The sequence below is a fragment of the Pseudomonas sp. S49 genome, from assembly GCF_009866785.1.
Lineage (GTDB): Bacteria > Pseudomonadota > Gammaproteobacteria > Pseudomonadales > Pseudomonadaceae > Aquipseudomonas.
The window spans coordinates 6,342,588-6,355,958 of sequence record NZ_CP019432.1 but is presented as its reverse complement, the minus strand read 5'-3'; the positions used below and the strand labels follow the sequence as shown (position 1 = coordinate 6,355,958).

At 59.0% G+C, this 13,371-nt stretch carries 12 protein-coding genes; 7 read left to right on the top strand and 5 right to left on the bottom strand.

The annotated features are described in order from the left end of the window. Nucleotides 1–161: 161 nt before the first annotated feature. From PspS49_RS28250 to PspS49_RS28240, 3 genes are all read right to left on the bottom strand, one after another. Complete coding sequence (locus PspS49_RS28250; RefSeq protein ID WP_174245147.1) at nucleotides 162–482, bottom strand: DUF2388 domain-containing protein; 321 nt, start codon at nucleotides 480–482, stop codon at nucleotides 162–164. A gap of 66 nt (nucleotides 483–548) precedes the next feature. Further along, entirely contained in the window at nucleotides 549–2,333 is a 1,785-nt protein-coding gene (locus PspS49_RS28245; RefSeq protein ID WP_127930170.1) for a GspE/PulE family protein, read from the bottom strand. 92 nt (nucleotides 2,334–2,425) lie between these two features. Then, complete coding sequence (locus PspS49_RS28240) at nucleotides 2,426–2,764, bottom strand: hypothetical protein (RefSeq protein ID WP_150793162.1); 339 nt, start codon at nucleotides 2,762–2,764, stop codon at nucleotides 2,426–2,428. Nucleotides 2,765–2,890: 126 nt separating this feature from the next. Between PspS49_RS28240 and PspS49_RS28235 the strand changes: the two genes are divergently transcribed. After that, the gene (locus PspS49_RS28235) at nucleotides 2,891–3,361 is read left to right on the top strand and encodes an Lrp/AsnC family transcriptional regulator (protein ID WP_007913818.1); all 471 of its coding nucleotides are present in this window, start codon (nucleotides 2,891–2,893) and stop codon (nucleotides 3,359–3,361) included. A gap of 88 nt (nucleotides 3,362–3,449) precedes the next feature. Here PspS49_RS28235 and PspS49_RS28230 read toward each other — a convergent pair whose 3' ends face one another. After that, on the bottom strand, nucleotides 3,450–4,820 hold the full coding sequence (locus PspS49_RS28230; RefSeq protein WP_102901393.1) for a CYTH domain-containing protein: 1,371 nt from the start codon (nucleotides 4,818–4,820) through the stop codon (nucleotides 3,450–3,452). Nucleotides 4,821–4,975: 155 nt separating this feature from the next. Between PspS49_RS28230 and argE the strand changes: the two genes are divergently transcribed. Together argE and argA are read left to right on the top strand one after the other, a co-directional pair. After that, nucleotides 4,976–6,121: an acetylornithine deacetylase gene (argE, locus tag PspS49_RS28225; RefSeq protein WP_160042277.1), complete on the top strand. Its 1,146-nt coding sequence runs from the start codon at nucleotides 4,976–4,978 to the stop codon at nucleotides 6,119–6,121. Between the two features lie 239 nt (nucleotides 6,122–6,360). After that, complete coding sequence (gene argA / locus PspS49_RS28220) at nucleotides 6,361–7,659, top strand: amino-acid N-acetyltransferase (protein WP_064389470.1); 1,299 nt, start codon at nucleotides 6,361–6,363, stop codon at nucleotides 7,657–7,659. Nucleotides 7,660–7,742: 83 nt separating this feature from the next. On the opposite strand, the gene tauA is transcribed toward argA, so the two are convergent. After that, nucleotides 7,743–8,729: a taurine ABC transporter substrate-binding protein gene (gene tauA / locus PspS49_RS28215; protein ID WP_174245146.1), complete on the bottom strand. Its 987-nt coding sequence runs from the start codon at nucleotides 8,727–8,729 to the stop codon at nucleotides 7,743–7,745. Between the two features lie 367 nt (nucleotides 8,730–9,096). On the opposite strand from tauA, the gene PspS49_RS28210 reads away from it, so the two are divergent. The 4 genes from PspS49_RS28210 to PspS49_RS28195 all read left to right on the top strand — a co-directional run bounded on the left by PspS49_RS28210 (nucleotide 9,097) and on the right by PspS49_RS28195 (nucleotide 13,351). Then, entirely contained in the window at nucleotides 9,097–10,452 is a 1,356-nt protein-coding gene (locus PspS49_RS28210; protein WP_127930165.1) for an OprD family porin, read from the top strand. A gap of 296 nt (nucleotides 10,453–10,748) precedes the next feature. Then, a complete protein-coding gene (locus tag PspS49_RS28205; protein ID WP_034151974.1) occupies nucleotides 10,749–11,387 on the top strand; it encodes a peroxiredoxin in 639 nt (212 codons plus the stop codon). Nucleotides 11,388–11,701: 314 nt separating this feature from the next. Continuing rightward, nucleotides 11,702–12,295 (top strand): NADPH-dependent FMN reductase, encoded by a 594-nt coding sequence (gene ssuE / locus PspS49_RS28200; protein WP_160042275.1) that lies wholly within the window; start codon nucleotides 11,702–11,704, stop codon nucleotides 12,293–12,295. Nucleotides 12,296–12,385: 90 nt separating this feature from the next. Further along, entirely contained in the window at nucleotides 12,386–13,351 is a 966-nt protein-coding gene (locus PspS49_RS28195; protein ID WP_007913834.1) for a sulfonate ABC transporter substrate-binding protein, read from the top strand. Nucleotides 13,352–13,371: the final 20 nt, after the last annotated feature.

Here is a 13,371-nt window from a genome sequence, read left to right as displayed (position 1 = left end):
GGGAGCGAGCCTGCTCGCGAAAGCGGTGATTCAGTCACCGAAAATGTTGAGTGAAAGATTGCTTTCGCGAGCAGGCTCGCTCCCACAGGGTTATGGGGTGAATCTGAAGTCCGGGCAAAAAAATGCCGCTCGATCGAGCGGCATTTCTGTTGGCGAAAGACTTACTCGGAAGCCACGGCATTCTTCGCCAGAATCGCATTCGCCAGTTCCATGTCCGAAGCCTGCAGGCCCGGATTGTCGGCGCGGACTTTCTGCATCGCTGCTTCCAGATACGGCCCACGAATGCCGCCGTCACTGGCAACGAAACTGCCGGCATCGTCCTGTGCGGCGATGATCAGCTTGTGATCCTTGAAGGTCAGGTAGGTCGAACCGGTGGTGGCACCGGACGAAATGACGTTACGCCAAAAGCTGTCCGCCATGGCCGAACCAACGGGAAGGGACAGCAAGGCCAGTGTGGCGACAGCAAGTTTGAGACGCATGATGAGATGACTCCTGGGGGTTAACTGTGGCGTTGGATTGCCAATCCCCCGATCCAGTTCCGTGCCGGGTTATTTCTGCTCACTCTGCGGCGTCACCCGCAGCACTTCCTCAACCGTGGTCAGCCCCGCCGCGACTTTCTGCGCGCCGGACAAACGCAAGCTGCGCATGCCTTCCTTGAATGCCTGGCGGCGTATCGCCGTCAGATCGGTATCCGGGGTGATGAACGCTTTGAGGTTGTCGCTCAGTTGCATGATTTCGTAGACCCCGGCGCGGCCGTGATAACCGGTGTCGCGGCATTCGATGCAGCCGATGGCCCGTTGTGCATTGCCCGGCAGCGGCGCCTGCCACGGACGGGTCAGGGTTTGCCAGTCTTCCTCTGCCAGCGTCAGCGGTGCCTTGCAATGCGGGCACAAGGTGCGCACCAGTCGTTGCGCCATGACCCCGAGCACGGTGGCTTTGATCAGGTAGTGCGGCACGCCGAGTTCGAGCAGACGACTGATCGCGCTGGGGGCGTCGTTGGTGTGCAATGTCGACAGCACCAAGTGTCCGGTGAGCGCCGCCTGAATCGCCATTTCAGCGGTTTCCAGATCACGGATCTCGCCGATCATGATGATGTCCGGGTCTTGCCGCATCAGTGCGCGCACGCCGGCGGCGAAGCTCAGGTCGATGTTGTGCTGCACCTGCATCTGGTTGAACGCCGGCTCGACCATTTCGATCGGGTCTTCGATGGTGCAGAGGTTGACCTCCGGCGTCGCCAGTTTTTTCAGCGTGGTGTACAGCGTGGTGGTCTTGCCCGAACCGGTCGGCCCGGTGACCAGAATGATGCCGTTGGGCTGGCGGGTCATGTCTTGCCAGCGGCGCAAGTCGTCGGCGCTGAAACCCAGTTGATCGAAGTCCTTGAGCAGCACTTCCGGGTCGAAAATCCGCATGACCATTTTTTCGCCGAACGCTGTGGGTAGCGTTGAAAGCCTCAGCTCGACTTCGCCGCCGTCCGGGGTCTTGGTCTTGACCCGGCCGTCCTGGGGTTTGCGCTTTTCAGCGACGTTCATCCGCCCGAGGCTTTTCAGGCGACTGACAATCGCCATGGTCACCTGCGGGGGAAATTGATAGACGTTATGCAGCACGCCATCGATGCGGAAGCGCACGGTGCCTTGCTCGCGCCGGGGTTCGATGTGGATATCACTGGCGCGCTGCTGGAAAGCGTACTGGAACAACCAGTCGACGATGTTGACGATGTGCGCGTCATTGGCGTCCGGCTCCTGATCGCTGGCGCCAAGATTGAGCAGTTGCTCGAAATTGCCGAGGTTGCCGCTCTGGGCGTCGGCATTGCTTGCGCCGCTCACCGATTTGGCCAGACGAAAGAACTCGACGCTGAAGCGCTGGATGTCCACCGGGTTGGCCACCACCCGTTTGATCGGCAGCTTCAGCACATGGGTCAGATCGGCTTCCCAGCCGGTAACGTAGGGTTGAGCGCTGGCCACGGTCACCGAATCACGGTCGACCGCCACCGCTAGAATCCTGTGCCGTTGCGCGAAGGCGTAGGACATCAACGGTGTGATGGCGGCGACATTGATCTTCAGCGGGTCAATGCGCAAATACGGCTGGCCGGCTTGCTGCGCCAGCCACAGGGTGAGGCTTTCCAGGTCGAGGTGTTTGCCCGGACGACTGAGGTCATCCAGTTGCTGAGTGGCGATGAATTCCAGCGGGTGCATCTGGCCATGGGCGGCGTGGCGACGGCGCGCATTCAGCGCTTGTTCCGCCGAGTCCTGGCAGATGAAGCCCTGTGCGACCAGCTCACGCAACACCTCGTTGAGTTCCAGCCAGCGGTCCTGAGTGGCGAGTTGAACGGACATGCGGGCTTCCTTTTGAGCGACAGTGCGCAAAAGGATAGTCGTGGCCCCGCAGACCGTTGGGCCACTACCCGACGAAGCCGTTGCCGGATTTGTCAGCCAGCGGCTTGCGCGGGTGCATCCCAGAAGCTGTCGGCGTTTTGCAGGTTCACCGAGCAAACGCTGATCAAGTTACGAAGTTTTTCCGCGATCACTTGCGCGCGATGCCAACTGAAACCGCCCATGACAATGTCGATCGACATCAAGTCATCCATGCGCTGCACGTTGACTTGTTCCGGTGTGAGGAATTGCAGTGCGAACAGGTTGAGCACCCGCACCAGCAAGTCCGGCTCAGCCTCGGCGAGAATCTGATACTGCGCCAGGCAATGGGCGTTACTGACGTTCCAGACATCGGCGCGGGTTGGCGCGGTGGTTACGGCTTCGAGGTGCGGCATGACGAGTCTCCAAAATCTCTGGAGGAATTTTTACATTCGGTGCGGGGTATTTCTTGGCTATGATCGGCGTTATTGATGATTGATCGATTGGATCAATTCGTAGAGTGCGTTATTTGAGGTTTTTTTATGCACAGCGAACTGGACAGCTACGACCGCAAGATTCTCGCCCTGCTGCAAGAGGACGCATCGCTCTCGAGTGCGCAGATCGCCGAGCAGGTCGGCCTGTCGCAATCGCCGTGCTGGCGGCGGATTCAGCGGATGAAGGAGGAGGGGATCATTCGTGGCCAGGTGACTTTGCTCGATCGCAAGAAGATTGGCCTGAATACGCAGATCTTTGCCGAGATCAAACTCAACGCGCACGGGCGTTCGAACTTCACCGAGTTCACCGAAGCGATTCGCGGCTTTCCGGAAGTGCTGGAGTGTTATGTGCTGATGGGCGCGGTGGATTTTTTACTGCGCATTGTTGCGGCGGACATTGAGGCGTATGAGCGGTTCTTCTTCGAGAAGCTGTCGCTGGTGCCGGGGATTCAGGAGGTGAATTCGATTGTGGCGCTGTCGGAGATCAAGTCCACCACCAGTTTGCCTGTCTTGCGATAAAGCAAAAGATCGCAGCCTGCGGCAGCTCTTACATGGGGCGGGTGTACACCCTGTAGGAGCTGCCGAAGGCTGCGATCTTTTAGCGGTATTACATGCGCAGCAGCATTTTCCAGGCGCGATTCTGGTAAACCGCAATCGCCTGCTGCTTGCGTGCGTCGAGCAGTTCGTCAGTGATCGTCGGTTCGTTGGCCAGTTGCGCCAGTTTGTTCAGCTCGCCGTACAAGCGATCCATTTCCGGGATTTCCAGCACATTGCGTGCGTGGTGCAGCCAGACCTGAATGCGCTCGATACGCGGCAGTTGTTCAGCCAGATCTTCCGGCTGCTGCTGATAACGCTGCAACTGCAGGGCCGTGGCTTCTTCGCCCAATGTGCGCGGCAACCAGCTGTGCAACTGCGCGCCACCCTGACGGTTGCCACGCACGTTGCGCTCGGCGGTCCAGGTGCGGGCCAGCAACCAACGCGAAGTGTTCAGCGAGAACAAGCCCCAGCGCGGGTCTTCGAGTTCTTCGATGAACTGCTCTGGCGCGGCTTTGCGCACGTCTTCGTCTTCGATACCGGCCTGCACCAGCGGGCGCCAGTCTTCCAGCAACGCATCCAGAGCAACGCGCAAGTCGTGGGTCGACTGACGCGGCGCGGCCTGGCCGAGGCTGCTGAGCAGGGCGCGCATTTCCGCGAGGTTCTCGACCCAGTCGAGCAACAGGCGCCAGTGACCGTTGAAACGGTACTGTTCGGCCAGACGCTGGCTGCTGCCGAGCAAGTGCCAGCTCAACGCAGCGAAGGCGTCGTCGAGTTGGGTTTCCGCAGTCAGCTCCGGCGCCGGCAGGCTCAGCGAGTAACTGTTGGCGTCGTACAGACGATAGCCACGTTCAGCCTTGCTGATGTCGCACGGCATCAGCGCCAGGGTTTCCGCCAGTTCAGCGGCCAGTTCCAGCAGCGCGGCAGGCTCGCCTTCGCGCAATTCCAGTTCCAGTTCGCAGATTTCTTCTTTCTGCTTGCCGACGACAACGTGACCAAGATCCAGCGCGGCTTCGATGACCACTTTGCTCTTGCCACGGCCCCAGGCGATTTCGGCGCGCTCACGGACGAAATCGGTGGTGAAGATTGGCTTGAGGGTTTTCTTGTCCAGTTCGGCCAGCGACTCGGGCCAGCATTCGCCGTCGAGTTTCTTCACGTCGAGCTTGGCTTTCGGCAATTTCCAGTCGTATTCATTACGCTCGGACAGACCGGCGACGCTCTGGCCACGGGTCTTGAGGGTCTGAATCACTTCGTCACCGTCCTTGCGCAGGCGCAGGGCGACTTTGGCCTGAGCCAGATCGCGCTCGGGGGTGTCGAAGTACTGGTTCATCAACTCACGGCGTTCCCAGCCACTTTTGTTGCGTTTTTTCAGTAACGGGTGCTCGCGCAGAGCGGCGAGGGTTTCGCGGCTGACGCGGAGTTTGATTTCGGTTTCTTTCTGCATGGCCGGAAAATCCAGGATCGGGAGCGCAGCCGGGGAATATGTGGCTGCCAAGGCCGTGCAGTGTACAGGACTGATTCGTCCTACGCCCTGCGGCGGTTTATTCCTGACGCCGGATGGTTCTATGATGGACTTCAATTCGGGAGTTGGAGTCAGCGATGCCTTTGCCGTCCATGCAAGACCAGTTCGCTGCGCTGATCGCCGCGCCATCGGTCAGCTGTACCCAACCGAACCTCGATCAATCCAACCGCGCGGTGATCGATTTGCTCGCCGGCTGGCTGGGTGACCTCGGTTTCAGCTGCGACATCCAGCAAGTCAGCCCCGGCAAATTCAACCTGCTCGCCAGTTTCGGCAGCGGCCCTGGCGGGCTGGTGCTGGCCGGACACAGCGACACGGTGCCGTACGACGATGCGTTGTGGCAGACCGATCCGCTGAAGCTCACCGAGGTCGATGGCCGTTGGGTCGGGCTGGGCAGTTGCGATATGAAAGGCTTCTTCGCGCTGATCATCGAAGCCGTGCGGCCGCTGCTCGATCAGCCGTTCAAGCAACCGCTGCTGATCCTCGCCACCTGCGATGAAGAAAGCTCGATGTCCGGCGCCCGCGCGCTGGCCGAGGCCGGGCGTCCGCTGGGCCGCGCAGCGGTGATCGGCGAGCCGACCGGGCTCAAGCCGATCCGCATGCACAAAGGCATCATGATGGAGCGCATCGATATCCTCGGGCAGAGCGGCCATTCGTCGGATCCGCGCCTGGGCCACAGCGCCCTCGAAGCGATGCACGATGCGATCGGCGAACTGCGCGGTCTGCGCCTGTTGTGGCAACGTGAATTCAACAATCCGCAATTCAGCGTGCCGCAGCCGACGATGAACTTCGGTTGCATTCATGGCGGCGACAACCCCAACCGCATCTGCGGCCAGTGCTCGCTGGAGTTTGATCTGCGACCGCTGCCCGGCATGGACCCGAAAGTCCTGCGCGCGGAGATTCTGCGCAAGCTCAATCCGGTGGCTGAGCGGCATCAGGTGAAGATCGACTACAAGCCATTGTTCCCGGAAGTGCCGTCGTTCGAGCAGGCCGAAGACGCCGAACTGGTGCGCATCGCCGAAAAGCTCACCGGTCATAGCGCCGAAGCAGTAGCGTTTGGCACCGAAGCGCCTTATCTTCAGCGCCTTGGCTGCGAAACCATCGTGCTCGGCCCCGGCGACATTGCCTGTGCGCATCAGCCCGGCGAGTACCTTGAAATGTCACGTCTGCAGCCTACCGTGCATCTATTACGGCAACTGATTGAACATTACTGCCTGAAGAATTGAACGCATCCCTTGTAGGAGCTGCCGAAGGCTGCGATCTTTTGCTTTTGTTTCAGAAGATCAAAAGATCGCAGCCTGCGGCAGCTCCTACAGGGGCAAGTCGTTAAATTAGTGGGAATCCAACCCGTATTCATGAGGAGAGCGCGCGTGTCGCCAAGCCTGTTCCGACGATAACCATCAGCCCGCTGTGCGTTTTCCGTTTCGCCCCTTTTTCGGCTGCTATTTATTACAGGCCCAGGTTCATGCCCGAATACGTCAATTGGCTTCGCCACGCGTCTCCTTACATCAATGCCCACCGCGACTGCACCTTCGTCGTCATGCTGCCCGGCGACGGCGTTGAGCATCCGAATTTCGGCAACATCGTTCACGACATCGTCCTGCTGCACAGCCTCGGCGTGCGCCTGGTGCTGGTGCACGGCTCGCGCCCGCAAATCGAAACCCGCCTCGCTGCCCGCGGCCTGACCCCGCATTACCACCACGGCATGCGCATCACCGATGCCGCGACCCTGGAATGTGTAATCGATGCGGTCGGCCAATTGCGCATCGCCATCGAAGCGCGTTTGTCGATGGACATGGCTTCGTCGCCGATGCAGGGTTCGCGTTTGCGCGTGGCCAGCGGCAACCTCGTCACGGCGCGGCCGATCGGCGTGCTCGAGGGCGTCGACTATCACCACACCGGCGAAGTGCGCCGTGTCGACCGCAAGGGCATCAACCGTCTGCTCGATGAGCGCTCGATCGTTCTGCTGTCGCCGCTGGGCTACTCGCCAACCGGTGAAATCTTCAACCTGGCGTGCGAAGACGTTGCCACCCGCGCCGCCATCGACCTGGGTGCCGACAAGCTTTTGCTGTTCGGCGCCGACCTCGGCCTGATCGACGAGAACGGCAAACTGGTTCGCGAACTGCGTCCGCAACAAGTGCCGGCACATTTGCAGCGTCTGGGCAGCAACTATCAGGCGGAACTGCTCGATGCCGCCGCCGAAGCTTGCCGTGGCGGTGTGGCGCGCAGCCATATCGTCAGTTACGCCGAAGACGGCGCGCTGCTGACCGAGCTGTTTACCCGTGACGGTGGCGGTACGCTGGTGGCGCAGGAGCAATTCGAACTGGTGCGCGAGGCGGCGATTGAAGACGTCGGCGGTTTGCTCGACCTGATCAGTCCGCTGGAAGAGCAGGGGATTCTGGTGCGTCGTTCGCGCGAAGTGCTGGAACGCGAGATCGAACAGTTCAGCGTGGTTGAGCGTGAAGGCATGATCATCGCCTGTGCGGCGCTGTATCAGATTGCCGATTCCGATGCCGGTGAGCTGGCGTGCCTGGCGGTGAACCCGGAGTACCGCCATGGCGGTCGCGGTGATGAACTGTTGGAGCGCATCGAGACCCGAGCGCGGGCGCAGGGTTTGAAGACCTTGTTCGTCCTCACCACGCGCACCGCGCACTGGTTCCGCGAGCGTGGGTTCGAGCCGAGCAGCGTCGAGCGTCTGCCGGCGGCGCGGGCGTCGCTGTACAACTATCAGCGTAATTCGAAGATCTTCGAAAAGACTCTGTAACCGAGGCGTTCCATTCGCGAGCAGGCTCGCTCCCACATTTGTTCAATGAACCCATGTGGGAGCGAGCCTGCTCGCGAAGCTTTTTACTGGGTGATGAATTTCGCGCTGACATACGGCGAATAATCCGGCAGCACCGTTTCAACCTTGCCTTGCTCCTTCAAAAACTTCGCCGTCTCGCCAATCGCCTTCGCCGTGCCGCCCTCCAGCAGCGCCGTGGTTTGCTGCGCCTTGGCATCCGGGAACGCTGAACCCGCGAGCAATTCCGGCACGTCGACGGCGTTGGCACCGGTCAGTTTGGCGATTTTCTGTACCGGCACCGAGTCGGCCGTCCAGCTGTCTTTATGCGCCGCGTAATCGGCGAATGAGTCCAGCGTAACCTTGGCGAACTTCGCGACAACCTCTGGATGCTTCTCGGCAAAATCTTTGCGCGCCACCCAGACTTCAAAGGTCGGCGCGCCCCACTGACCGACCTGTGCTGCATCGGTCAGGGTCTTGCCGGTCTTGCGGATTTCCCCCAGCGCCGGCGACCAGACAAACGCGCCATCGATATCGCCACGCTTCCACGCCGCTGCGATCTCTGCCGGTTGCAGGTTCACCACTTTGACTTTCGAGCTATCCAGCCCCCAGTGCTTGAGTGCGCCGAGCAGGCTGTAGTGAGAGGTGGACACAAAAGGAGTGGCGATGGTTTTGCCGACCAGATCCTGCGGAGTATTGATTCCGCTGCCATTACGCACCACCAGTGCTTCGGCGGCATTGATCTGCGCTGAAACGATGAACGCCACAATCGGCAGATTGCGTGAAGCGGCGGCGGCCAACGGGCTGGAACCGAGGTTGCCGATCTGCACGTCGCCCGAAGCAATGGCTGTCACAACTTCCGGGCCGCTGTTGAAACGGCGCCAGTCGATTTTTTCGCCGATGGTCTTCTCGTAGACGCCGTCAGCCTGGGGGACTTTGCTCGGGTCGATACCGGTTTGATAACCCACGGTGAGGTTGGCGGCATGGGCCGAAAAAGAAATCAGTGCTGACACACAAACTGTAACAAATTGACTAGATAGTGCGCGTTTGGCCATCATGGCGTCGCCTTTTCGATAGGGTTTGACGATTTGGGGTTACGCCAAAGCTAATCGATATAAAAAAAGGCTAACAAATACCATTTAGGAATGAGCTTAGTCGCCGATACGCTGTTTCCCGGCGGAGGTGGCAAGATACTGGCCATATTCCGAAATGATATGAAAAAGAATGAATAAATTCTTTTTGGGTTTATCAGGAAATCTTTACTCTGCACGGACCAAATCACTGCGATTAGACCTTGGTCGTAGACATACAAGGTTACGATTGACTTGTCAGTCACGGTCTGGCGCTAATCGCGCATCTTAGGACCCGGGGCATCAGACCCAGGGCCAGGAACACAAGAATTAGAAACGAGAGGAGCTTTACATGAACAAGTCCACCTTGGCCCTGGCTGTGGCCGTAGGGGTTATGGCGCAGCAGGCAGGCGCCGCCGGTTTCATCGAAGACAGCAAAGCTACTTTGGGGCTGCGTAACTTCTACATCAACACTGACAACCGTAGCGGCACAAACGAACCAAGCCGCAACGAAGAGTGGGGCCAAGGCTTCGATCTGCGTTTCATTTCCGGCTATACCCAAGGCACCGTTGGTTTTGGTATCGACGCCATCGGCCTGCTGGGCGTACGTCTGGATTCGGGCGGCGGCACCAACGGTAACGTTACCGCTGCTGGCAAACCTGGTCCTGCTTACGGCGGCACTGTTTTCCCAAGCGAATCCAATGGCCAAGCGGTCGATAACTTCTCAAGCCTGGGCCTGACTGCCAAAGCCAAGATCTCCCAGACTGAGCTGAAGCTGGGTACTCTGCAGCCGAAGAACCCGGTTATCGTGACCAACGACGGTCGTCTGCTGCCACAGACCTGGCAGGGTGGCCAGATCACTTCCGGCGAGATCAAGGACCTGACCCTGGTCGGTGGTCAGATCGAGCACGCCAAAGGCCGTAACTCCAGCAACAATGAACAGCTGTCTATCAACGGCGCGGCACCGCGTACCGTTAACAGCAACAAGTTCATCTACGCTGGTGGTGACTACAAAATCACCAAAGACCTGACTGCGCAGTACTACTACGGCAACCTGGAAGATTTCTACAAGCAACACTTCCTGGGTCTGGTTCACAACTGGGCAATTGGCCCGGGCGTGCTGAAGTCTGACTTCCGTTACTTCAACAGCTCCGACGACGGTGCCAACGGCAACACCCCTGCTTACTTCAGCAGCGGTAACTATTCCGGTGTTGCCAGCGGTCGCGGTAAAGTCGACAACAACCTGTACAGTGGCCTGTTCCTGTACACCGTTGCTGGTCACACCTTCGGTGGCGGCTACCAGGTTTCCAACGGCAGCAGCGACTTCCCTTGGCTGAACCAGGGTGACGGCTCGTCGAACTACACCATCACCGACATGCAGATTCAGAAGTTCGGCCGTGCCGGCGAACGTACCTGGCAAGCTCGCTACTCGTATGACTTCGCCAAAGTCGGCGTACCAGGCCTGACCGCTGGTATGGTTTACCTGCGTGGCGACAACATCGACACCGTTACTTCCGGCGGTCGTGAAAACGGTAATGGCGACTCCGAGTGGGAACGTGACCTGACTATCGGTTACGTGGTACCGGAAGGCCCGCTGAAAAACGTTGGCTTCATGTGGAAAAACGCTACCTGGCGTACCAACATCGCTGGCGTTCGCGACCAGGACGAAAACCGCCTGATCCTCAGCTACTCGATCCCGCTGCTGTAATAGCGCGTTTCGATTCGTTGATGTAAAAAAAGCCCCGTCCGGCATCGCGCCGGACGGGGCTTTTGCGTTTTCGAGTCAGGCCCACCCCCGTAAGCCCTCCCCGAATTTCCCTCTTTACAGCAACTCAAGGCCTTCTCGAACCTTGCGACCGATATTCGTCGGGATGCCGTCGAGCGTCCAGTGAACAGATGTTTAATATTCACTAATGATCTAGATATCTCATTATTTATTCTTTTTCACGATGGCAAAACCCGGGCTACAGTTGAGGTCTCGAACAACTCATCAGGAGCAGCACCATGAGCCTCAGACTCGGCGACATCGCCCCCGATTTCGAACAGGATTCCAGCGCCGGCAAGATTCGTTTCCACGAATGGCTGGGCGATAGCTGGGGCGTGCTGTTCTCCCACCCGGCGGACTTTACTCCGGTGTGCACCACTGAGCTGGGCTTCACCGCCAAACTCAAGGATGAGTTCAGCAAACGCGGGGTCAAAGCCATCGCGCTGTCGGTCGACCCGGTGGACTCGCACCACAAGTGGATCGAAGACATCAACGAGACCCAGAACACTGTCGTCAACTTCCCGATCCTGGCTGATGCTGATCGCAAGGTCTCCGATCTCTATGATCTGATCCACCCGAACGCCAACGACACGCTGACCGTGCGTTCGCTGTTCGTGATCGATCCGAACAAGAAGATTCGTCTGACCATCACGTATCCGGCGAGCACCGGGCGTAATTTCCACGAGATTCTGCGTGTGATCGATTCGCTGCAGCTCACCGACAACTACAAGGTGGCTACACCGGCCAACTGGCAGGACGGTGAAGAGGTGGTGATCGTACCGTCGCTCAAGGATGAAGACGAAATCAAAAAGCGCTTTCCGAAGGGCTATCGCGCGGTGAAACCGTACCTGCGCCTGACGCCACAGCCGAATAAGTGAGATTTGCGGTGTAGTCACCACCCTTTCGCGAGCAGGCTCGCTCCCACATTTGAAACGCGATTCCCTGTGGGAGCGAGCCTGCTCGCGAAGGCGTCAGTCCGGGCAGCACAGAATTCAGAACCACTAAGCAGGGGATTTCAGGCCGTTTCGACGGCCTTTTTTTTCGCCCGCAGTTTGTTGAAATGTATATCTCCAAAATGCATAACCAAATGAATAAATATGATTTATGGATATATAAATCAGCTGTTAAGGTCTCCTCATCGAAGCGAGATCGCAACCCGCGAATCGCCTGTAACGCTTAAGGAATTGTCTCGATGCTGGTCGTCTCACTCGGTGGCAGTCCCAGCCTGCGCTCCCGTTCCGGGGTGCTGCTGGAACGCTCGCAACGCTGGTTGCAGGCGCAAGGGGTGGAAGTGGTGAGTTATCAGGTGCGGGACTTCCTGGCCGAGGATTTGCTTCACGCCCGCTTCGACAGCCCGAAGGTGCTCGACCTGCTGCAACAGATCGAAAACGCCGACGGCCTGCTGATCGCCACGCCGGTGTACAAGGCCTCATTCTCCGGCGCCCTGAAAACCCTGCTGGATCTGCTGCCCGAGCGCGCCCTGAATCACAAGATTGTCTTGCCGATGGCCACTGGCGGCAGCATCGCCCACATGCTGGTGGTCGATTACGCCCTCAAGCCCGTGTTGTCAGCATTGAAAGCCCAGGAAATGCTCCAGGGGATTTTCGCCGAGGACAGCCAGATCGCTTACGGCGAAGGCAGTGCCGCCGCGCAACTGGCACCGGCGCTGGAGCAGCGACTGCACGAAGCGCTGGATCAGTTTGTCGGCGCCATGGCCCGTCGGCCGAAACCGCTGGAACCGGGCCTGTTGAACGAACGTTTGTTGAGTGCTCGCTGGAGCATTTAAGCCACACCCGCATTTGATGTAACTCACCTTACTTCGCCGCTAACGGCCAAGCAGGTGCAGCCAAAACCCAACAGCAAAAAGGAGAGCGCTATGCGCACTGTATTTTTGCGTCGTGGTCTGGTCGCTCTGTTTGCTGCGGCTGTCACCTTCGGCGCCATCACTCAAGCTCAAGCCGAGACCCTTCGGATCGGTTATCAGAAATACGGCACGCTGGTGCTGCTCAAAGCCAAGGGCACTTTGGAAAAACGTCTGGCCGCTCAAGGCGTCGACGTGCAATGGACTGAGTTCCCCGGTGGCCCGCAACTGTTGGAAGGCCTGAACGTCGGCTCGATCGACTTCGGTGTCACCGGCGAAACTCCGCCAGTTTTTGCTCAGGCTGCCGGCGCCGATTTGCTTTATGTCGCTTATGAACCGCCAGCGCCGAACAGCGAAGCGATCCTCGTGCCGAAAGACTCGCCGATCAAATCGGTGGCCGATCTGAAGGGCAAGAAAGTCGCCCTGAACAAAGGCTCCAACGTTCACTACCTGCTGGTGCGTGCGCTGGAAGACGCCGGCCTCAAATACAGCGACATTCAAACCGTATTCCTGCCGCCGGCCGATGCTCGCGCTGCGTTCGAACGTGGCAGCGTCGACGCCTGGGTCATCTGGGATCCGTACCAGGCTGCCGCCGAGAAACAGCTGCAAGCGCACACCCTGCGCGACGGCAAAGGCATCGTCGACAACCACCAGTTCTATCTCGCGACCAAGCCTTACGCACAGAAAAATCCCGAGGTGATCAAGACGCTCGTGGAAGAAGTGCGCGCCGTTGGCGAGTGGTCGAAAGCCAACCCTGAAGACGTGACCCAACAGGTTGCACCACTGCTCGGCCTGCCGGCGGACATCACCCTGACCTCGGTCAAGCGCCAGGGCTACGGCGCGCTGTTCCTGACCCCGGAAGTGGTCGCCGCGCAGCAGAAAATCGCGGACACGTTCTTCCAGCTCAAGCTGATTCCCAAGCCGCTGAGCATCAAGGATGTGATCTGGACACCTCCGGCCGCTGTGGCTAAAGCGCAGTAATTCGAATCCCCAAGGAGACC

What these genes read in the sequence shown, in the direction of transcription:
- argA (WP_064389470.1), top strand. Translation starts at nt 6,361, where the DNA reads ATGCCCGAATACGTCAATTGGCTTCGCCACGCGTCTCCTTACATCAAT.
- argE (WP_160042277.1), top strand. Translation starts at nt 4,976, where the DNA reads ATGCCTTTGCCGTCCATGCAAGACCAGTTCGCTGCGCTGATCGCCGCG.
- PspS49_RS28205 (WP_034151974.1), top strand. Translation starts at nt 10,749, where the DNA reads ATGAGCCTCAGACTCGGCGACATCGCCCCCGATTTCGAACAGGATTCC.
- PspS49_RS28240 (WP_150793162.1), bottom strand. Translation starts at nt 2,764, where the DNA reads ATGCCGCACCTCGAAGCCGTAACCACCGCGCCAACCCGCGCCGATGTC.
- tauA (WP_174245146.1), bottom strand. Translation starts at nt 8,729, where the DNA reads ATGGCCAAACGCGCACTATCTAGTCAATTTGTTACAGTTTGTGTGTCA.
- PspS49_RS28235 (WP_007913818.1), top strand. Translation starts at nt 2,891, where the DNA reads ATGCACAGCGAACTGGACAGCTACGACCGCAAGATTCTCGCCCTGCTG.
- PspS49_RS28245 (WP_127930170.1), bottom strand. Translation starts at nt 2,333, where the DNA reads ATGTCCGTTCAACTCGCCACTCAGGACCGCTGGCTGGAACTCAACGAG.
- ssuE (WP_160042275.1), top strand. Translation starts at nt 11,702, where the DNA reads ATGCTGGTCGTCTCACTCGGTGGCAGTCCCAGCCTGCGCTCCCGTTCC.
- PspS49_RS28230 (WP_102901393.1), bottom strand. Translation starts at nt 4,820, where the DNA reads ATGCAGAAAGAAACCGAAATCAAACTCCGCGTCAGCCGCGAAACCCTC.
- PspS49_RS28195 (WP_007913834.1), top strand. Translation starts at nt 12,386, where the DNA reads ATGCGCACTGTATTTTTGCGTCGTGGTCTGGTCGCTCTGTTTGCTGCG.
- PspS49_RS28210 (WP_127930165.1), top strand. Translation starts at nt 9,097, where the DNA reads ATGAACAAGTCCACCTTGGCCCTGGCTGTGGCCGTAGGGGTTATGGCG.